The sequence below is a fragment of the Massilia sp. 9096 genome (assembly GCF_000745265.1).
Taxonomy (GTDB): Bacteria; Pseudomonadota; Gammaproteobacteria; order Burkholderiales; family Burkholderiaceae_D; genus Telluria.
In genome coordinates this window covers 2,851,922-2,870,928 of the sequence record NZ_JQNN01000001.1, presented here as the reverse complement: position 1 = coordinate 2,870,928, position 19,007 = coordinate 2,851,922, and the positions used below count along the sequence as shown (strand labels likewise).

Genomic DNA, 19,007 nt, shown 5'->3' with positions numbered 1-19,007 from the left:
GACCTCAATGAGCGACATCGACATCGAGCTGCGGATGCTCGTCGAAGCCGTCTACCTGAAGTACAACTACGACTTCCGCGACTACACCGGCGCTTCGCAGAAGCGCCGCGTGCTGGTCGCGCTGCGCGAGATGGAAGTGGCGACCGTGTCCGAACTGCAGGCGCGCGTGATGCACGACGCCGACGCGTTCCGCCAGCTGCTGCAGTTCCTGACCATCCCGGTGACGGAAATGTTCCGCGACCCCGAGTATTACCTCGCGCTGCGCCAGCACGTGGTGCCGATCCTGAAGACCTATCCGTCGCTGAACGTCTGGGTGGCCGGCTGCAGCACCGGCGAGGAAGTCTATTCGATGGCCATCCTGCTGCAGGAAGAAGGGCTGATCGAGCGCACCCAGATCTACGCGACCGACATCAATCCGGAGTCGCTGGCGGCGGCGCGGCGCGGCGTGATGCCGCTCGAGCGCATGCGCGCCTACACCGAGAACTACCAGAAGGCAGGCGGCAAACGCGCCTTTTCCGACTACTACACGGCGGCCTACGGCGGCGCCTTGTTCGAGCGCGCACTGGTCGACAACGTCACCTTCGCCGACCACAGCCTGGCCACCGACAGCGTGTTCGCCGAGACCCACTTCATCAGCTGCCGCAACGTGATGATCTACTTTAACCGGCGCCTGCAGAACCGGGTGCTCGGACTGTTCCACGAATCGCTGTGCCACCGTGGCTTCCTCGGCCTGGGCAGCAAGGAGAGCATCGAGTTCTCCAGCCATGCCCAGGCGTTCGAGCCGCTGGCCCGCCGGGAACGCGTGTTCCGCAAGGTGGGCGCATGAGCGGCGCCCGACCCACATCGAGCCGGGCCGGGACAGGCGCCGGCGCCCACCCGGCGGCGCTGTCGCGCGCACAGGTGCGTGCGGCGCTGGGCGGGCGGCGCATCGAGGCGATCGTGATCGGCGGCTCGGCCGGCGGGGTGGACGCCTTGGTGGCGCTGCTGCCGGGGATCCCGGCCGGCTACACGCTGCCGGTGTTCTGCATGCTGCACCTGCCGGCCGACCGCGAGAGCCGCCTGGCCGAGCTGTTCGACGAGCGCCTGCCGGTGCCGGTACGCGAAGCGCTCGACAAGGCCTCGATCGCGCCCGGCACGATCTACTTCGCCGGCCCCGGCTACCACCTGTCGGTCGAACGCGACCGCACCTTCTCGCTGAGCTGCGAGCCGCCGGTGGCGTTCGCGCGGCCGGCCATCGACGTGCTGATGGAGTCGGCCGCCGACGCCTACGGTCCGAACCTGGCCGCGATCCTGCTGACCGGGGCCAACCACGACGGCGCCACCGGCATGGCCGCGATCCACGCCCGCGGCGGCTTCACCGTGGTCCAGGACCCGCAGGACGCGCAAGTGCCGATCATGCCGCAGGAGGCGCTGCGCCGCATCAAGCCGAACCTGGTGCTGCCGCTGGCAGCGATCCATGCGCTGTTGCCGATGTTGGAGAGGGAGGAACCATGAGCGCACACGACCCAAGCAAAGTGCTGATCGTCGACGATCTTCCGGAAAACCTGCGCGCGCTGGAAGCCGTGATCCGGGACGAGGCGCGCCTGATCTTCCAGGCTGCGTCCGGCGAGGATGCGCTGTCGCTGATGCTCGAACACGAATTCGCGCTGGCCATCCTGGACGTGCAGATGCCGGGCATGGACGGCTTCGAGCTGGCCGAGCTGATGCGCGCCACCTCGCGCACGCGCAACATCCCGATCGTGTTCGTGTCGGCCGCCGGGCGCGAGCTGAATTATGCGTTCAAGGGCTACGAGCAGGGCGCCGTCGACTTCCTGCACAAGCCGATCGATCCGGACGCGATGCGCAGCAAGGTGCAGGTGTTCGTCACGCTCGACCAGCAGCGGCGCGAGATGCAGCGCCAGATGGCGGCCCTGGAGCGCGCCCGGCGCGAGCAGGAAGTGCTGGTGCGCGAGTTGAACGATACCCAGGCCGAGCTGCAGCGCTCGCTGCGCATGCGCGACGAATTCATGTCGCTGGTCGCGCACGAGCTGCGCACGCCGCTCAACACGCTGTTCCTGGAAACCCAGATGCGCAGCCTGCAGCTCAAGCGCGGCACCATGGCCGCGTTCCAGCCGGAGCAGATGGAGACCATGATCCGGCGCGACGAACGCCAGATCAAGTCGATGATCCGCCTGATCGACGACATGCTCGACGTCTCGCGCATGAAGAGCGGCACGCTGTCGATCCGGCCGGGCCGGGTCGAGCTGACCGGGCTGCTCGAGCGCGTGGTGGCCGATCTCGGGCTGCAGGCCCATGCCACCGGCACCGATTTCGTGCTGGCGCCGCATGCGCCGGTCGAAGGCTGGTGGGACGAGTTCCGCATCGAGCAGGTGGTCGTGAACCTCTTGACGAATGCGCTGCGCTACGGCGGCGGCGGCACGGTCGAGATCAGCGTGCACGACGAAGACTGCACCCGGGCCGGCGGCCAGGTGCGCATCGACGTGCGCGACCACGGCAAGGGCATCGCGCCCGACTTCATCGAACGCATCTTCGAGCCCTACGAGCGCGGCGCCAAGACCGGCGAGACCAAGGGGCTGGGCCTGGGTTTGTACATCTCGCGCCAGCTGGCCGCTTCCCACGGCGGCCAGCTGACCGTGCAGAGCACGCTGGGGCAGGGCGCCACCTTCAGCCTGACGCTGCCGTGCCTGGTGGTGGCGGTGCCGGCCACGGCATCGGCCTGAAAGACGCCGCTGCCCCGGCGCACGCTGGGGCGGCAATCGGCGTGATAGCTTCAGCCTCAGTAGAGCTGATAGCTAAATTCAATTGATGAAATCCGTTCAATTAATTTCACATCCAATTAAGCGCGCGGTATAGTGTGGTCCTGTGCTTCTCAACCAAGCCCTTTCAACCCGAAAAGAGGAATATTCATGTCCATCATCAACACCACGATCAAACCGTTCAAGGCAACCGCTTTCCACGATGGCAAGTTCGTCGACCTGACCGAAGCCGATTTCAAAGGCACCTGGTCGGTTCTGATGTTCTACCCGGCCGACTTCACTTTCGTCTGCCCGACCGAACTGGAAGACCTGGCTGCTTTCCAGCCGGAGTTCGCCAAGATGGGCGTGAAGGTGTACGGCGTGTCGACCGACAGCCACTTCGCTCACAAGGCATGGCACGACACGTCGGAAGCCATCAAGAAGGTCAACTACCCGCTGATCGGCGACCCGACCGGCACCCTGGCCCGTAACTTCGAAGTCATGATCGAAGAAGAAGGCATGGCGCTGCGCGGCACCTTCGTGATCAATCCGGAAGGCCAGGTCAAGATCATGGAAGTGCACGACAACGGCATCGGCCGCGACGCATCGGAACTGATGCGCAAGGTCAAGGCAGCCCAGTACGTCGCAGCACACCCGGGCGAAGTCTGCCCGGCCAAGTGGAGCGAAGGCGCCGAAACCCTGAAGCCGTCGCTGGACCTGGTCGGCAAGATCTAATAAAGATCGGACGCGGGCCGCTGTGTTTCACGGCGCGGCCCGCAGCAGTAGCAGTACCGCAGCAACACGACGTCGGCCGCCCTCTTGCGATGCCGTCCGACGTCCCCACTTCTTGACCGCGCCGCACGATCCCGCCTCAACCAGGCGATCAAACTAGTCGATTTTGCCGCGCCAGATTGTCTAATTTGATTGATGCACGATGAACTCATCGATGCGTCGGGGCCCCGTCTTGCCCGAAATTTTAGAACTTACGAATAACGATACGACAGAGGATATGACCATGAGCGTGCTTGACAACGACCTGAAGACCCAGCTGGGCGCCTACCTGCAGCGTGTGCAGCAACCGTTCGAGCTCGTCGCCTCCCTGGACGACAGCGACACTTCCAAGCAGACGCTCGAACTGCTGCAGACCATCCAGAGCCTGCGCGCCGACAAGATCACCGTCCGTCTCGACGGCAACGATGCGCGCAAGCCGTCGTTTTCCGTCCAGCGCACCGGCAGCGACACCTCGCTGCGTTTCGCCGGCCTGCCGCTGGGCCACGAGTTCACCTCGCTGGTGCTGGCGCTGCTGTGGACCGGCGGCCACCCGCCGAAGGTCGAGCAGGACACGATCGACGCGATCAAGGCCCTGGACGGCGACTACAACTTCGAGATGTACATGTCGCTGACCTGCCATAACTGCCCGGACGTGGTGCAGGCGTTGTCGCTGATGGCCATCCTGAACCCGCGTGTCAAAACCACCGTGATCGAAGGCGGCGCCTTCCAGAAGGAAGTCGAGCAGCGCCAGGTGATGGCGGTGCCGATGGTGTTCCTGAACGGCGAACTGTTCGGTTCGGGCCGCATGATGATCGAAGAGATCGTCGCCAAGCTGGACAAGGGCGCCGGCGAGCGCGACGCCGCCAAGCTGAATGCGAAAGATCCGTACGACGTGCTGATCGTCGGCGGTGGCCCGTCGGGTTCGGCGGCCGCCGTGTACGCGGCCCGCAAGGGCATCCGCACCGGTATCGCCACCGAGCGCATGGGCGGCCAGGTAAACGACACCATGTCGATCGAGAACTACATCTCGGTGCTGGAAACCGACGGCCCGAAATTCTCGGCCGCGCTGGAAGCGCAGGTGCGCCACTATGGCGTCGACATCATGACCCAGCAGACCGCCGCCAAGATCATCCCGCCGTCGCAGCCGGGTGAACTGGTCGAAGTGCAGTTCGCCAATGGCGGCTCGCTGAAGTCGGCCACCGTGATCCTGTCGACCGGTGCGCGCTGGAGGAACGTCAACGTGCCGGGCGAGCAGGAATACAAGAACGCCGGCGTGAACTACTGCCCGCACTGCGACGGCCCGCTGTACAAAGGCAAGCGCGTGGCGGTCATCGGCGGCGGCAACTCGGGCGTCGAAGCGGCGATCGACCTGGCCGGCATCGTCGAGCACGTGACCCTGATCGAATTCGCCAACCAGCTGAAGGCCGACGCGGTGCTGGTCAACAAGCTGCAAAGCCTGGCGAACGTGACCATCCACGTCAATGCCCAGACCACCGAGATCACCGGCGACGGCAAGAAGGTCAACGGCATCGGCTTCAAGGACCGTGTCAGCGGCGAAGACAAGCACGTCGAGCTGGAAGGCGTGTTCGTGCAGATCGGCCTGGTGCCGAACACCGAATGGCTCAAGGGCACGCTGGAACTGTCGCGCTTCGGCGAGATCGTGGTCGACGGCCACGGCCGCACCAGCGTGCCGGGCGTGTTCGCCGGCGGCGACGCTACCACGACGCCGTTCAAGCAGATCGTGATCGCGGCGGGCGAGGGTGCACGTGCGGCGCTGTCGGCCTTCGACTACCTGATCCGCATGCCGGTGGCGGTCGAAGCGGCGTAAGCTTCAGTTCTCCAGTTTGAGGTTGGAATCGGCAGCGCCGCCCGCGAGGGTGGCGCTGTTTTTTTTCGTGGGTTGCTATGCTCGAGCCAAGACAACAAGTATCAGGGCAAAGCGATGAAAGACGTGAAAGTGGATGTGCGCGTGAACGTGGGTGTGGATATGGCGGGTGTGGTCCTGTTGCTGGCGTCTGCCGCGATGGCGATGTTCTTCTATAAGCAGAACAAGCAGGAAAAACTGCCGTCCAATGCCTCGCCATCGTGAACAAAGGCCGGATCGGCGCGTAAAGACAGCAGATCGGCGCATATCGTGCGCTGATGCGGGTGCGACTGGCATACGCTGAGTCGGCAAGCATTCCGTTCGCAACCGCTGGAGATTTCATGCAAGCCGACAAGCACCTTCATCCCTGCTGCTGTTTCATCATTCCTCCCAAAATGCTGCGCAAGCTCGCGTTGGATGCCGACGAGGCCGAGCGCAAGCTGCTGCTGGACCAGCTCGAGCGCTCCGCCTTCATCCGCGGCCAGCGCGCCGCGCGCGGCGTGGCGGCGCCCGGCCTGGTCGCCTCGGGCGGCGAAAAACACCGCACCGTCTACGACGCCGGCCATGGCACCCGCCTGCCAGGCAAGCGCGTACGCGACGAGAACGGCGCCCCGGTCGCCGACACCGCGGTCAACCAGGCTTTCGATAACGCCGGCACGACCTACGACTTCTACGAGCAGGTGCTGCGTCGCAATTCGATCGACGGCAACGGCATGCGCATCGATTCGAGTGTTCACTACAGCAAGAAGTACAACAATGCCTTCTGGAACGGCAGCCAGATGGTGTACGGCGATGGCGACGGCAAGCTGTTCAACGGTTTCACCGGCGCCCTCGACGTCATCGCGCACGAGCTGACCCATGGCGTCACCCAGTACACGGTGCCGGGCGGCGGCCTGGTGTACGAAGGCCAGAGCGGGGCGCTGAACGAATCGATCTCCGACGTGTTCGGCTCGGTCGTCAAGCAATGGCACTTGAAGCAGACGCCGCAGCAGGCCGACTGGCTGATCGGCGCCGGCATCCTGGCGCCGTCGGTCGGCAAGGCGCTGCGCTCGATGGCCGAGCCCGGCAACACGGCCGTCACCTGGTCGGGCGACGACCAGCCCGCCACCATGGCCGGCTATGTCGAAGATGGCGACGTGCACACTAATTCTGGCATTCCGAACCATGCGTTCTACCTGGCGGCGATGAAGCTGAACGTGAACAGCTGGGAAAAGGCCGGACCGATCTGGTACCAGGCGCTGCCGCTGCTGCGCTCCAACGCAAGCTTCCTCGACGCCGCCAACGCGACGGTCAAGGCGGCGCAAGTGCTGTACGGCACCGGATCGAGCGAGGCGGCGGCGGTGCAGGCCGCCTGGCGCGAGGTCGGCGTCATGTCGTGATGCGGCTGTCGCTGCATTGGGTGGGCGGCTTCACCGGTCCGGCCGGCGCCCAGACCGTCAGCGTCGAGCTCGAGCGCTTGCCTGCCGCCGACGCGGCGCGGCTGCACGCACTGGTGGCCGCACTCGATCCGGCGCATTTGCCGGCCTCGCTGATGAAGCCACATCCGCAGCCGTGGGACTTCGTGTACACGCTGACGATCGAGAATGGCCAGCGGCGCCAGCTGCGCTTTCATACCGATGCGGCGCCGGAGCCGCTCGGTGAAATCGTCGACATTCTGCAGCAATACCCGCCCGATAACAGCGGATGAGCCCACGAAGCGAATGTGTAAGTTTTCTAGAGAATGTATGTCAGTTTGTTACAGGGATTGACCATTGGTAACATGCTACGGCAGAGTCAAAGGCTCTGCTCAACCATTGGCAAGGCGTTTGCTCACGTGTCGGTTCACGTCGGCGGACGCCGTCATCACTGCTCATCACTACATATGAACACTGAAAAAAACGCATGGCTCGCAAATATTCGCGCCGAGGCAGAAGCGCCCGGCGCCGTCCTCGTGATCGCTCGCGCGCAGACGGGGGCGATCGCGATCTTCCCCGACGAAATCCTCGGCAAGTCCGACGACGAACTGCTTGCGTTTATCGCGGCGCGCTCTGAAGAATAAGGGGAGACTCGCAGGCACCCGTTTGCTCGGTCAGGCTGGGCGGAGCGGGTTTCGGCGTCCGCGCAGGCGAATGCGTGCCGCCGTCAAAGTGCGCACGCACGAGATGGCCGGCGATCGCCGCGCACGCCGACTCGGCGATCGCAGCCCAGTGCGCGCGCCGCATGGCCGCCCGCTTGCGGTGCTTGGACGGCGTCTCGGACAGGGGCCGCAGCCGGAACGGCAGGGCCACGTGCCAGGCCCGGCCCGGCATGTCGACGCCGCCCAGCGTCTGCCAGAAGTTGTCGTAGGCATTACTGAAATGCTTGTCGTCGGCCGGATCGTAGGCGCTCTGGCAGGCTGACTTGACGGCCATGAAGCCGTCCATGCCGAGCGCCTGCGCGATGCCGCTCAGCGCAGCGGCGCAAAAGAAGCTCGGGGAATTGTTCGGGAACGCGGCATTGAATGCTGCGAACGCGTCGAATGCGCCCTCGTGGTGGCCCTGGTTGCGCGCGACGAAAGGCAAGATCGGCAGGTCGACACCGGCGAGGCCGCCTTCCATCCAGCTGAACGAGAGGCGGTGCAGGCAGGTGCCGTCGGTGCTGGCCACCAGCGTCAGGTCGCCCTCCGCATTCAGGCGCGAGGCCATCGTCAGGCGGATCGTGAACACCTTGCCCTCGCCGTCGTGGCGCCACAGCATCAGGCCGCCGTCGCGGTAAACCGCCTGGCGGTAGGCGGCGTCGAAGGTCTTCTCTTCGAAACGGCTGTGCACCAGCACGCAGCGCACCCGTTCGCGCAGCGTCAAGCCCTTGGCCAGGTAGTCGCGGTGGCTGAGGTGGTGGAAGACGTCGTCGTGCGCCGGAATCAGGCAGTCGCGGTACAGCGTGCTGGCGGCCAGGCGCGCGTGGGTGCGGTAGAACAGCAGCACCCGCAGGCTGCGCGCGATGCATGCCGCCCAGGATGGAAACGGATAGTGGCGCCGGGCCAGCCAATGGCGGACCAGGTAAGCGAAGACCATGGCGTGCTCCTGTCGTGCGGCCGACGATTCAGCCGGACGCAGCATCCCATCAGGCGCCCAGCTCGTCAATACGAACGCGACACAGTCCAAACCTGGCGCAAACCGGCAGGGGTTTTGATTCGGAGAGGAACTTTATTTATTGAAAAACAGAGATGTCGCCGCGGCTTCGGCTGGGGATCACGAATCCGGAATTAACGGGCGGGACGAGCGCAAACGCGCCGGCCGGCAAAGGCAGCGTTGCGTGGAGGTGCGCAAGGCACGGACGAGCGCAGGCAGCGGGGCTGCAGGCCCGGAACGACGAACAAACGCACGACGAACAGCGTCGGCATCGCTGGCCGGGGGTTCAGTGGAAGAACACCGGAGCGGCGGCGCTGAGCGCGTCGGTTTCGCACAGCAGCCAGGTGGCCAGACTGGTGACGACGAGGTAGGCGGCGGTCATGGCGGTGGGGAAGATGCGGATCATGATGGGGTCTCCGGTTCGACGATTCGACAATCCCGATTGGGATGATGTCATCATAGGACAGGTGCTGCAGGGAAACTATCGGCGGGATCTCCGTCGACTTGTAGGACGCCACCTTGCCGCACTGTATGCCCGGTCGTGGCCGCCTGCAATCGGCCTCCTACGGTAGCTGTAGGTTGCGTCCTATAGCGTGTGCTCGAGCCCAGGCATACAGTGGAACCATCATGACGACCCACGATCCCAAACTCCTGCACAAGGGTGCACTTGCGGTACGCCGCAACACCATTCGCCGCCTGCTCAACAACGTGTTCGGCATCGAACGCCTGCGCGACGGTCAGCAACGTGTAATCGACAGCGTCCTTGACGGCAAGGACACGCTGGCGATCATGCCGACCGGCAGCGGTAAATCGCTGTGCTACCAGATTCCCGCCCGTATCCTGGAGGGCATGACCATCGTCGTCTCGCCCTTGATCTCGCTGATGAAGGACCAGCTCGAAAAACTCGAGGAGCTCGGCATTCGCGCGGTGCAGGTCAACAGCAGCCTGGCCGCGGCCGAGGAGCACGCGGCGCTGGCGGCGATCCAGGAAAACCGCTGCGAGATCGTGTTCTGCACGCCGGAGCGCCTGAGCACGCCGGAGTTCATCGACATATTGAAGGACGTGAAGGTGGCGCTGTTCGTGGTCGACGAAGCGCACTGCATCTCGCAGTGGGGCCACGATTTCCGCCCGGCCTACCTCGAGATGTCGTCCGCGCTGGCCGCGCTGGGCCGCCCGACCGTGCTGGCGCTGACCGCCACCGCGACCGACGAGGTGGTCGAGGACATCGGCCGCCAACTGAGCCGTCCGCGCCTGAACGTGGTCAACACCGGCATCTACCGGCCCAACCTGCAGTATCGCGTCGTGCAGGTGACCAATCCCGACGAAAAGATGCAGGAAGCGCTGCGCCTGGTGCGCGAGACGCCGGGCAAGGGCATCGTCTACGCCGCCACCGTCAAGCTCGCCGAAGAGATGCTGCACCTGCTCGAGGAAGCCGGCGAATCGGTCACGATCTACCACGGCAAGCTGCCGGCCGCCGAGCGCAAGGCCAACCAGGACCTGTTCATGAACGACGAACGCCGGGTGATGGTCGCGACCAACGCCTTCGGCATGGGCATCGACAAGCCCGACACGCGTTTCGTGGTGCACCTGCAGATCCCGGCCAACCTGGAAGCCTACTACCAGGAATCGGGCCGCGCCGGCCGCGACGGCCTGGACGCCGAGTGCACGCTGCTGTTCCTGCAGGACGACAAGCGCATCCAGCAGTTCTTCCTGGTGAAGCATTACCCGAGCGCCGACGAGATCCGCGCCGTGTACGAGGCCGTGCGCACCCTGGCGGAAAACGAACCCGCCACGCCCGAGCGCGTGGACGACGTCGCGGGCGAGCTGGCCGGGGCGCACGGCGGCGGCAATCTCAAGGTCTGCCTGAAGCTGCTCAAGGATGCCAAACTGCTGCGCCAGAGCCGCAAGCTGGCCTACGCGGTCACCGCCACCGAACCGGAACCCAAGCTGTTCGAGGCGATGGCCGAGGTCTATCGCAGGAAGCAGGAGCATGACAAGGATTCCCTCGAGCAGATGGTGCACTACGCCGTCAGCGGCGCCTGCCGCTGGAAGCTGCTGTTCGACTACTTCGGCGACGAAGTCGAAGGCTTCGAAAAATGCTGCCGCTGCGACAACTGCCTGAACCCGCCGGCGGCCGAACTGGCCGACATCGAGATCCGCGACGACGAGTTCAGCCACGAGAGCGAACCCGAAGTCCCCGCCGGCCCGGCCTTCGACGCCGGGGCCCACGTGAAGGTGCCGAAGTACGGCGAAGGCGTGGTGCTGTCGGTGGCCGGCGATCAGGTGTCGATCGAGTTCCCGGATGGCGAACACCGGTCGTTCATGGTTAATTTTGTCGAGAAGGTTTGAAGTCACAGGGGCCTCGCAAACCGTAGCGAGCGGCCGCAGATTTGGTTGAGAAGCACAGCCGTACTTACGGTACGGCGAGCATCGCAGACGGAATCTGCAACGCGCAGCAGGTTTGCGAGGGTCCCCATCAGAAAGGAGACCCATGAGCGACATGGTTGTAGTACGCAAGGAGGGGCTGTATTGCGTCCCCGGTGATTTCTACATCGACCCCTGGCGGCCGGTGGACCGGGCCGTCATCACGCATGCGCACGGCGACCATGCCCGCTGGGGCCACCGGCACTACCTCGCGTCGAACCCGAGCCTGGGCATCCTCAAGTCGCGCCTCGGCGCCGACATCAACATCGACGGCCTGGCCTACGGCGAACGTGTCAATCACAACGGCGTGACGATCTCGCTGCATCCGGCCGGGCACGTACTCGGTTCCGCCCAAGTGCGCATGGAGTACGGCGGCGAAATCTGGGTCGCCTCGGGCGACTACAAGGTCGAGCCGGACGTCACCTGCGCGCCGTTCGAGCCGGTGCGCTGCCACAGCTTCATCACCGAATCGACTTTCGGGTTGCCGATCTACCGCTGGGATCCGCAGGAAGAGGTCTACGCCGACATCAACCGCTGGTGGCGCCGCAACGCCGACGAGGGCCGCACCAGCGTGCTGTACGCCTATGCCTTCGGCAAGGCCCAGCGCGTGCTGTCCGGCCTGGACGCCAGCATCGGGCCGATCGTCTGCCATGGCGCGGTCGAGCCTTTGAATCGCGTCTACCGCGAAGGCGGCGTCGAGCTGCCGCACACCCAGCTGGTCAGCGAGACCGGCAAGGACGAGATGAAGCGCGCGCTCGTGCTGGCCCCGCCGTCGGCGGCCGGCTCGACCTGGACGCGCCGCTTCGGCGACTATTCCGACGCCTTCGCCAGCGGCTGGATGCTGCTGCGGGGCGCGCGCCGCCGGCGTGGCGTCGACCGCGGCTTCGTGCTGTCCGACCATGCCGACTGGCCCGGCTTGCTCAGCGCCATCCGCGCCACCGAGGCCACCCAGGTCGTGGTCACGCACGGCTCGATCCCGGTGATGGTGCGCTGGCTGCGCCAGATCGGGCTGGACGCGAAGGCGTTCGAAACCGAGTACGGCGAGGAAGACGACAACGCCGAAGGTTCGGCCGCGCCGGAACAAGGGGAGGGCGGTCCACACGACAGCAGGCCGCCTTCCAAGTCGGATGCCAGCGAAAACGGCGAAGGCGTCGACGGCAAGGAGGCGAACGATGCGTGAATTCGCGCGCCTCTACGCCGAACTCGACGAGACCACCGCCACCAACCGCAAGCTCGAGGCGCTGCAGAACTACTTCGAGCACGCGGCGCCGGAAAACGCCGCCTGGGCGGTCTACTTCCTGGCCGGCGGCAAGCCGCGCCAGGCGGTGCCGACCAAGCTGCTGCGCCAGTATGCGATCGAGTACGCCGGCCTGGACGAGTGGCTGTTCGAGGAAAGCCACGCGGCGGTCGGCGACATGGCCGAGACCATCGCCCACATCCTGCCGCCGCCCACGCGCGAAAGCGACATCGGCCTGGCGGTGTGGATGGAAGAGCGCATCGGCCCCTTGCGTGGCGCCGATCCCGAGCGCATCCGCGAAGCCCTGTTTTCGTACTGGGACGAATTGACCTGGCGCGAGCGCTTCCTGTTCGTGAAACTCATCGGCGGCGGTTTCCGGGTCGGCGTGTCCAAGCTGCTGGTGACGCGCGCGCTGGCGGCGATTGCCGCGGTCGACGCCAAGCTGATCGCGCAGCGCCTGATGGGCTGGACCGATGGCCGGGTGCGCCCGACCGCGGCCGGGTACCTGGGACTGATCGCGGCCCAGTCGGACGACGAGCACAAGCTGCGCGGCGGCCAGCCGTATCCCTTCTTCCTGGCGCACCAGCTGCAGGGCGAGCCCTCCGCGCTCGGCAGCCTGGGCGCGTGGCAGGTGGAATGGAAGTACGACGGCATCCGCGCCCAGCTGGTGCGGCGCGGCGGCCAGAACTACCTGTGGTCGCGCGGCGAAGACCTGATCACCGAACGCTTTCCGGAGCTGGCCGCGCTCGACCTGCCGGAAGGGACCGTGGTGGATGGGGAGGTGCTGATCTGGCTGGAGGCCGATGCTCCCGCACCCTTCGCCGACCTGCAAAAGCGCATCGGCCGCAAGACCTTGTCCAACAAGATCCTGGGCGAGCTGCCGGCCGTGCTGCTGGCTTACGACCTGCTGGAACTGGACGGCGTCGACATCCGCTCGCTGCCCCAGCACGAGCGGCGCGCCCAGCTCGAGACGCTGGTGACGGGCATCGCCAGGCCGCAGCTGCGCATTTCGCCGCTGGTCACGGCCGACAACTGGGACGATCTTGCGAAGCTGCGCAGCGAATCGCGCGCGCGCGGCGTCGAAGGCTTGATGCTCAAGGCGCGCGAGGCGCAGTACGGGGTCGGACGGACCAAGGACGTCGGCACCTGGTGGAAGTGGAAGATCGATCCGTACGCGGTCGACGCGGTGCTGATCTATGCCCAGCCGGGCAGCGGCCGGCGCGCGTCGCTGTACACCGACTATACCTTCGCGGTGTGGGATGGCGAGGGCGAGGCGCGCAAGCTGGTGCCGTTCGCCAAGGCCTATTCCGGCTTGACCGATGCCGAGATCCGCCAGGTCGACGCCACGATCCGCAAGACCACGGTGGAAAAATTCGGGCCGGTCAGGTCGGTCAAGCCGACGATGGTGTTCGAGATCGGCTTCGAGGGCATCGCGCTGTCGCCGCGCCACAAGGCCGGCATCGCCGTGCGCTTCCCGCGCATCCTGCGCCGGCGCGACGACAAGACGGTCGAGCAGGCCGATACGCTCGATACGCTCAAGGGTTTGCTCGATGCGAGCGGTCCAGTGGAGGCGGTGGATGAAACCGGCCAGGAAGACGCGGTGGCCGCCAAATGAGCAAGTCGCAGGCGGAAGGCGCGGTCGACGCCTGGTTCGCGGGACGCGGCTGGAAAGTGTTCCCGTTCCAGCGCGCGGTCTGGCATGCGGCGCTCAAAGGCGAGTCCGGGCTGCTGCATGCGAACACCGGCGCCGGTAAAACCTACGCGGTGTGGTTCGCGGCGCTGCTGCGCGGGGCGAACAAGGGCCGTCGCAACCGCGCCGGCCTGCGCGTGCTGTGGATCACGCCGATGCGTGCATTGGCCGCCGACACCCAGCGTTCGCTCGACGTGTCCGCTTCCGAACTGGCGGCCGCCAGTCCCGACCTGTTCAAGCAATGGAGCGTCGGCGCGCGCACCGGCGACACCGGCTCGGCCGAGCGCGCGCGCCAATCGAAAAGCCTGCCTGGCGCCTTGATCACGACGCCGGAAAGCCTGTCGCTGCTGCTCTCGCACGCGGGCGCGCGCGAGCAGTTCAAGCACCTCGACATGGTCATCATCGACGAGTGGCACGAGCTGATGGGCAGCAAGCGCGGCGTGCAGGTGCAGCTGGCGCTGGCCCGGCTGCGGCGCTGGAATCCGGAGCTGGTGGTGTGGGGCGTGTCGGCGACGATGGGCAACCTCGACGAGGCACGCAAGGTGCTGCTGGGTGTCGAGGGCGAAGCGCAAGGCGTGCTGGTCGAGGGCGGTTTGAAGAAGCAGATCATCATCGACACGCTGGTGCCGGACAACCCGTCGCGCTTTCCCTGGGCCGGGCATTTGGGCCTGCGCATGCTGCAGCCGGTGGTCGACGAGATCGACGGGCATGGGTCGACGCTGGTGTTCTGCAACACGCGTCCGCAGGCCGAGCTGTGGTACCAGAACCTGATCGAAGCACGGCCCGACTGGGCCGGGCTGGTCGCGCTGCACCACGGCTCGCTCGACCGCGAGGTGCGCGAATGGGTCGAGAATGGCCTGAAGCGCGGCGACTTGAAAGCCGTGGTGTGTACTGCCTCGCTCGACCTGGGCGTGGACTTCCTGCCGGTCGAGCGCGTGCTGCAGATCGGCAGCGCCAAAGGCATCGCGCGTATCCTGCAGCGCGCCGGACGCAGCGGCCACGCGCCCGGGCGCGTGTCGCGCGTGACGCTGGTGCCGACCCACAGCCTGGAATTGCTGGAAGCGGCCGCGGTCAAGCGCGCGGTGGCCACGCACCGCATCGAAGCGCGCCAGGCGCCCAACAAACCGTTCGACGTGCTGGTGCAGCACCTGGTGACGATGGCCTTGGGCGGGGGCTTTCGCTCCGACGAGCTGTACGCAGAGGTCAAAACCGCCTGGTCCTACCGCGAGCTGAGCGAAGAGGAGTGGCAGTGGGCGCTCGACTTCGTCGCGCGCGGCGGCCAGAGCCTGACGATCTATCCCGAGTACCGGCGCGTGCTGCCGGACGAGGAGGGCGTGTACCGCGTGCCCGACGCGACCATCGGCCGGCGCCACCGCATGAGCATCGGCACCATCGTCTCGGATGCGCAGATGAAGGTGCAGTACGTCAGCGGCGGGCGCATCGGCACCGTCGAGGAATCCTTCATCGGGCGCATGAAGCCGGGCGACCGCTTCCTGTTCTCGGGCCGGATCCTGGAGCTCGTGCGCGTGCACGAGATGACGGCGTTCGTGAAGCGCTCCGAGTCGAGCAAGGGCGCGGTGAGCCGCTGGAGCGGGGCCAAGGTGCCGCTGTCGGCCGAGCTGGCGCACGCCGCGCGCGAAGAGCTGAAACTGGCCAGCGAAGGCCGCTTCGAAGGCCCGGAGATGCGCGCCCTGAAGCCCCTGTTCGAGATCCAGGAACGCTGGTCGGCGCTGCCCAGCAGCGACGTGCTGCTGGTCGAGAGCATGAAGAGCCGCGAAGGCTACCACCTGTTCATGTATCCGTTCGCCGGGCGCTCGGTGCACACCGGCCTGGCTTCGCTGCTGGCGTACCGCGTCGGGCAGGTGATGCCATCGACGTTCTCGGTCGCGGTCAACGACTACGGGTTCGAGCTGCTGGCGCCGGAGCCGGTCGACTGGGCCGCGGCGTTCGACGCCGAGACGGGCGAGGGCGTCGGCCTGTTCGACACCACGCAGCTGCTCGAGGACGTGCTCGACAGCCTGAACGCGACCCAGCTGTCGCAGCAGCGCTTCCGGGAAGTGGCGCGCATCGCCGGCCTGATCTTCCAGGGCTATCCGGGCCAGAAGAAATCGATGCGCCAGGTGCAGGCGTCGTCGTCGCTGTTTTTCGAGGTCTTTCGCAAGCACGACCGCGACAACCTGCTGCTCACGCAAGCCGAGCGCGAAGTGCTCGAGCAGGAGCTGGAGATCACGCGATTGCGCGACACGCTGCGCGAACTGCACGGCCGGCGCATCGCCTACCGCGACATCGCGCGCGCCACGCCGTTCGCGTTTCCGCTGATGGTGGCGCGCTTTCGCGAAAAGGTCAGCACCGAGAAGCTCAACGACCGCGTGGCACGCATGCTGCGCGAGCTGGAGAAGGCGGCCGAGGTATGAGTTCCGTGTTCGGTATCGTGGGGAGTGTCGAGATCGAGGTGGCCGGCGAGACGCTGGTGCTGCTGGCGAAGAAGGCGGTGCTGTGGCCGCGCGAGCGCATGCTGGTCATCGCCGACATCCACTTCGGCAAGGCGGCGGCGTTCCGTGCGTCCGGCATCCCGGTGCCGCGCGGGACCACCACCGAAAACCTGGATGCGCTCGACGACCTGATCGACGTCACGGGTGCGGACCACGTGCTGTTCCTCGGCGACTTCCTGCACGCGCGCGCGGCGCACGCGAGCAGCACGCAAGCGGCGATGCTGGCCTGGCGCCGGCGCCGCTGCGAGCTCACGCTCACACTCGTGCGCGGCAACCACGACAAGCATGCGGGCGACCCGGCGGCGGCGCTCGGCATCGACCTGGTCGACGAGCCCTGGACCGTGGGGCCGTTCGCCTTCTGCCACCACCCGGATCTGGCCGCCGACGCCTACATCCTGGCCGGCCACGTGCACCCGGCCTACGTGCTGCAGACGCGTTTCGATGCGCTGCGCCTGCCGTGTTTCGTGGTCGGGCCCTCGCGCATGATCCTACCCTCGTTCGGCGCTTTTACCGGCGGCTATACGGTGCGCGCCGAGGCGGGCGAGCGGATTTTCGTCAGCTCGGGCGAAGCGGTGCACGGCGTGCGCTAGCGCACTGATTCATCGAGGTCAGCAGGGGTAAGCTGGCTACATTGACATCATTGCTTCGGAGGACGACATGGCTAAATCCCGACACACGCTGGCCGCAGCCATGGTTGCCGCACTGCCCCTTCTCTCGGTGACGGTGCCCGCGACCGTGCAGGCCCAGGACCACCCGCGCGCAGCCCGGCTCGAGCCGCACATCACCGGTTTCAACGTCGATGAAGTGCGCGCGCTGGGACCAGGCACCGAACTGAATTTCGAGCTGTACGGCACGCCCGGCGGCTATGCCTCGCTGCGCATCGACGGCGCCACGCGCAACCTGAACCTGACCGAGACCTCGCCCGGCACCTACCAGGGCACCTACACGGTCGGCCCGCACGATCGCCTCGATCCTGGCAGCCGTGTGACCGCCAACCTGCGCCTGAATAACATGACCGACACCAAGCTGCTGGCCGAGTCGATCGTGCGCGGCGCGCCGAACTACGACAGCCGCGTCGGCAACGTTGCGACGGTGCCGCACGTCGACCGCTTCGATGTACGCGGCAGCGACGATCTGGGCCCGGGCAACCAGCTCAACTTCACGGTGATGGGCACGCCGGGCGCGAAGGTCGACGTGAAGATCGCCGGCACCCAGGGCGTGTTCTTCCTGCCGGAAGTGCAGCCGGGCCAATACAGCGGCTTGTACACGATCCGCCGCGACGACCGCATCGCCCCGGACGCGCCGGTGACGGCGACGATCCGCGCCAATGGCCGCCTGTCGACCGCGCTGCTGGGCCGTCCGCTGTTGGCCGGCGGTCCGCGCATGGATCGTCCGCGCGACGACGGTCCCGGTAGCGACCGTCGGCGCGGCGACCAGCAAGTGGCGCGCTACTGCACCAATTGCGCGACCGTGGAAGCGGTCAACGCGATCGAGTCCAGCGGTAACGGCGGCGCGCTGGCGACCGGCGCCGGCGCGGTGGTCGGCGGCTTGCTGGGCAACCAGGTCGGCAGTGGCAATGGTCGGACGGCGGCGACGGTGGCGGGCGCGCTCGGCGGCGCTATCGCCGGGCGCGAGATCGAACGCAACCGCAATGGCGGCCAGCGCTACGACGTCGTGGTGCGCTTCAGCGACGGCTCGACCCAGACCATGCGCTACGATAACGATCCAGGCTTCCGCGTAGGCGAACAGGTGAAGGTCAACGACGGCGTGCTTGCCCGCGATTGATCATCTGGCAAACCGTGCCAGACAAATGCCGCCGTCGTGGAAGTGAGGCGGCATCGACGAAGCCGGTTTCTCGCGAAGCCGGCTTTTTTACGCTTGCGCAGCTGGAGCAAAGGCTCAGGCCGTAGCCAGCACCTGGCCGTCGCCGGAATCGGCATCGGCCTTGTGCTTGGCGTTCTGCTTCGCGCGCGAGCGCGAGGGCGGCAGGCGGCGCAGAGTTTTGAGCGCTTCCGGATCCTTGATGCCGATCGTACGCTGGTCGACCGTGATCAGGCCGATCTCGTTGAAAGCCGACAGCGTGCGGCTGACGGTTTCGAGCGTCAGGCCCAGATAGCTGCCGATCTCGTGGCGCGTCATGCGCAGGTTGAACAGTTTGCTCGAGTAGCCCATCGCGGCGAAGCGGTCGGCCAGCGAGATCAGGAAGCGCGCCACGCGGGCTTCGGCCGACAGCGCGCCCAGCATGCCGATCATCGCTTGTTCGCGCACCAGTTCCCGGCTCATCACCCCGTACATGAGGTTCTCGAGCTCGGCGTGTACGCGGCCGAGGGCGGTCAGCTTCTTGAACGGCACCAGGATCAGGTCGCAATCGGACAGGGCGACTGCTTCCGAGGCATAGTGCCGGGTGTGGATGCCGTCGACGCCGAGCATGTCGCCCTTCATGGGGAAGCTCAGCACCTGTTCGTTGCCGAACTCGTCGATGAGCACGGTTTTCAGAAAACCGGAATTGACGATGTACAGGGTGTCGAACGCCTGGCCGATGGTGTGCACGCGCTGGCCCGTCTTGAACTGCACGTGCTGGAACAGCAGTTCTTCGGTATTCATCGACACGGCAGCCGGAATGTGGAGGAGGTCGCAGACCTCTTTCAGGTTTGACCACAGGCGGCCCTGGCGCTGGCGGCCGGCTTCCATCTGTGACGAGTGCA

General features: G+C 66.2%; 17 protein-coding genes. 15 read left to right on the top strand and 2 right to left on the bottom strand.

Features of this window, described 5'->3' with window-relative positions; translation table 11 throughout:
* Positions 1-7: 7 nt before the first annotated feature.
* The 9 genes from FA90_RS12250 (at position 8) to FA90_RS26430 (ending at position 7,408) form a co-directional block, all read left to right on the top strand.
* Positions 8-826: a protein-glutamate O-methyltransferase CheR gene (locus FA90_RS12250; protein WP_036169081.1), complete on the top strand. Its 819-nt coding sequence runs from the start codon at positions 8-10 to the stop codon at positions 824-826.
* Complete coding sequence (locus tag FA90_RS12245; protein WP_081933814.1) at positions 823-1,494, top strand: chemotaxis protein CheB; 672 nt, start codon at positions 823-825, stop codon at positions 1,492-1,494. The genes FA90_RS12250 and FA90_RS12245 overlap by 4 nt, the downstream gene beginning before the upstream one ends.
* Positions 1,491-2,720: a hybrid sensor histidine kinase/response regulator gene (locus FA90_RS12240; RefSeq protein WP_036169079.1), complete on the top strand. Its 1,230-nt coding sequence runs from the start codon at positions 1,491-1,493 to the stop codon at positions 2,718-2,720. The genes FA90_RS12245 and FA90_RS12240 overlap by 4 nt, the downstream gene beginning before the upstream one ends.
* Positions 2,721-2,906: 186 nt before the next feature.
* Positions 2,907-3,470 carry an alkyl hydroperoxide reductase subunit C gene (ahpC, locus tag FA90_RS12235; protein WP_036169077.1) on the top strand — a complete coding sequence of 188 codons (564 nt, stop codon included), beginning with the start codon at positions 2,907-2,909 and terminating at the stop codon, positions 3,468-3,470.
* A gap of 286 nt (positions 3,471-3,756) precedes the next feature.
* Positions 3,757-5,334 carry an alkyl hydroperoxide reductase subunit F gene (gene ahpF, locus FA90_RS12230; RefSeq protein ID WP_036175445.1) on the top strand — a complete coding sequence of 526 codons (1,578 nt, stop codon included), beginning with the start codon at positions 3,757-3,759 and terminating at the stop codon, positions 5,332-5,334.
* Positions 5,335-5,448: 114 nt separating this feature from the next.
* Positions 5,449-5,595, top strand: a complete 147-nt coding sequence (locus FA90_RS26435) for a hypothetical protein (protein WP_156116687.1) — start codon at positions 5,449-5,451, stop codon at positions 5,593-5,595.
* A 116-nt stretch (positions 5,596-5,711) separates the two neighbouring features.
* Positions 5,712-6,749, top strand: a complete 1,038-nt coding sequence (locus tag FA90_RS12225) for a M4 family metallopeptidase (RefSeq protein WP_081933813.1) — start codon at positions 5,712-5,714, stop codon at positions 6,747-6,749.
* Positions 6,749-7,057 (top strand): protealysin inhibitor emfourin, encoded by a 309-nt coding sequence (locus FA90_RS12220; RefSeq protein ID WP_051971735.1) that lies wholly within the window; start codon positions 6,749-6,751, stop codon positions 7,055-7,057. The genes FA90_RS12225 and FA90_RS12220 overlap by 1 nt, the downstream gene beginning before the upstream one ends.
* Before the next feature lie 174 nt (positions 7,058-7,231).
* Positions 7,232-7,408 carry a hypothetical protein gene (locus FA90_RS26430; RefSeq protein ID WP_156116686.1) on the top strand — a complete coding sequence of 59 codons (177 nt, stop codon included), beginning with the start codon at positions 7,232-7,234 and terminating at the stop codon, positions 7,406-7,408.
* Here FA90_RS26430 and FA90_RS12215 read toward each other — a convergent pair.
* Positions 7,383-8,402 (bottom strand): DUF535 family protein, encoded by a 1,020-nt coding sequence (locus FA90_RS12215; protein ID WP_081934091.1) that lies wholly within the window; start codon positions 8,400-8,402, stop codon positions 7,383-7,385. The two genes, FA90_RS26430 and FA90_RS12215, sit on opposite strands and share 26 nt — an antisense overlap.
* A 684-nt stretch (positions 8,403-9,086) precedes the next feature.
* Between FA90_RS12215 and FA90_RS12210 the strand changes: the two genes are divergently transcribed.
* The 6 genes from FA90_RS12210 to FA90_RS25010 all read left to right on the top strand — a co-directional run bounded on the left by FA90_RS12210 (position 9,087) and on the right by FA90_RS25010 (position 18,087).
* Complete coding sequence (locus FA90_RS12210; RefSeq protein WP_036169070.1) at positions 9,087-10,808, top strand: ATP-dependent DNA helicase RecQ; 1,722 nt, start codon at positions 9,087-9,089, stop codon at positions 10,806-10,808.
* Between the two features lie 142 nt (positions 10,809-10,950).
* A complete protein-coding gene (locus FA90_RS12205; protein WP_081933812.1) occupies positions 10,951-12,063 on the top strand; it encodes a ligase-associated DNA damage response exonuclease in 1,113 nt (370 codons plus the stop codon).
* Entirely contained in the window at positions 12,056-13,735 is a 1,680-nt protein-coding gene (locus FA90_RS12200; RefSeq protein WP_036169067.1) for an ATP-dependent DNA ligase, read from the top strand. The genes FA90_RS12205 and FA90_RS12200 overlap by 8 nt, the downstream gene beginning before the upstream one ends.
* Positions 13,732-16,224, top strand: a complete 2,493-nt coding sequence (locus FA90_RS12195; protein WP_036169065.1) for a ligase-associated DNA damage response DEXH box helicase — start codon at positions 13,732-13,734, stop codon at positions 16,222-16,224. Before FA90_RS12200 ends, FA90_RS12195 begins: the two co-directional genes overlap by 4 nt.
* Positions 16,221-16,892: a ligase-associated DNA damage response endonuclease PdeM gene (gene pdeM / locus FA90_RS12190; protein ID WP_036169063.1), complete on the top strand. Its 672-nt coding sequence runs from the start codon at positions 16,221-16,223 to the stop codon at positions 16,890-16,892. Before FA90_RS12195 ends, pdeM begins: the two co-directional genes overlap by 4 nt.
* A gap of 67 nt (positions 16,893-16,959) precedes the next feature.
* Entirely contained in the window at positions 16,960-18,087 is a 1,128-nt protein-coding gene (locus FA90_RS25010) for a glycine zipper 2TM domain-containing protein (RefSeq protein WP_081933811.1), read from the top strand.
* A 114-nt stretch (positions 18,088-18,201) separates the two neighbouring features.
* Here FA90_RS25010 and FA90_RS12180 read toward each other — a convergent pair whose 3' ends face one another.
* On the bottom strand, positions 18,202-18,993 hold the full coding sequence (locus tag FA90_RS12180; RefSeq protein WP_036169061.1) for a Crp/Fnr family transcriptional regulator: 792 nt from the start codon (positions 18,991-18,993) through the stop codon (positions 18,202-18,204).
* Positions 18,994-19,007 lie beyond the last annotated feature (14 nt).

Coding starts and splice junctions, on each gene's coding strand:
- FA90_RS12205 (WP_081933812.1), top strand. CDS start 10,951: ATGAGCGACATGGTTGTAGTACGCAAGGAGGGGCTGTATTGCGTCCCC.
- FA90_RS12200 (WP_036169067.1), top strand. CDS start 12,056: ATGCGTGAATTCGCGCGCCTCTACGCCGAACTCGACGAGACCACCGCC.
- FA90_RS12180 (WP_036169061.1), bottom strand. CDS start 18,993: ATGGAAGCCGGCCGCCAGCGCCAGGGCCGCCTGTGGTCAAACCTGAAA.
- FA90_RS25010 (WP_081933811.1), top strand. CDS start 16,960: ATGGCTAAATCCCGACACACGCTGGCCGCAGCCATGGTTGCCGCACTG.
- FA90_RS12215 (WP_081934091.1), bottom strand. CDS start 8,402: ATGGTCTTCGCTTACCTGGTCCGCCATTGGCTGGCCCGGCGCCACTAT.
- FA90_RS12225 (WP_081933813.1), top strand. CDS start 5,712: ATGCAAGCCGACAAGCACCTTCATCCCTGCTGCTGTTTCATCATTCCT.
- FA90_RS12245 (WP_081933814.1), top strand. CDS start 823: ATGAGCGGCGCCCGACCCACATCGAGCCGGGCCGGGACAGGCGCCGGC.
- FA90_RS26435 (WP_156116687.1), top strand. CDS start 5,449: ATGAAAGACGTGAAAGTGGATGTGCGCGTGAACGTGGGTGTGGATATG.
- FA90_RS12210 (WP_036169070.1), top strand. CDS start 9,087: ATGACGACCCACGATCCCAAACTCCTGCACAAGGGTGCACTTGCGGTA.
- ahpC (WP_036169077.1), top strand. CDS start 2,907: ATGTCCATCATCAACACCACGATCAAACCGTTCAAGGCAACCGCTTTC.
- pdeM (WP_036169063.1), top strand. CDS start 16,221: ATGAGTTCCGTGTTCGGTATCGTGGGGAGTGTCGAGATCGAGGTGGCC.
- FA90_RS12240 (WP_036169079.1), top strand. CDS start 1,491: ATGAGCGCACACGACCCAAGCAAAGTGCTGATCGTCGACGATCTTCCG.
- FA90_RS26430 (WP_156116686.1), top strand. CDS start 7,232: ATGAACACTGAAAAAAACGCATGGCTCGCAAATATTCGCGCCGAGGCA.
- FA90_RS12220 (WP_051971735.1), top strand. CDS start 6,749: ATGCGGCTGTCGCTGCATTGGGTGGGCGGCTTCACCGGTCCGGCCGGC.
- FA90_RS12250 (WP_036169081.1), top strand. CDS start 8: ATGAGCGACATCGACATCGAGCTGCGGATGCTCGTCGAAGCCGTCTAC.
- FA90_RS12195 (WP_036169065.1), top strand. CDS start 13,732: ATGAGCAAGTCGCAGGCGGAAGGCGCGGTCGACGCCTGGTTCGCGGGA.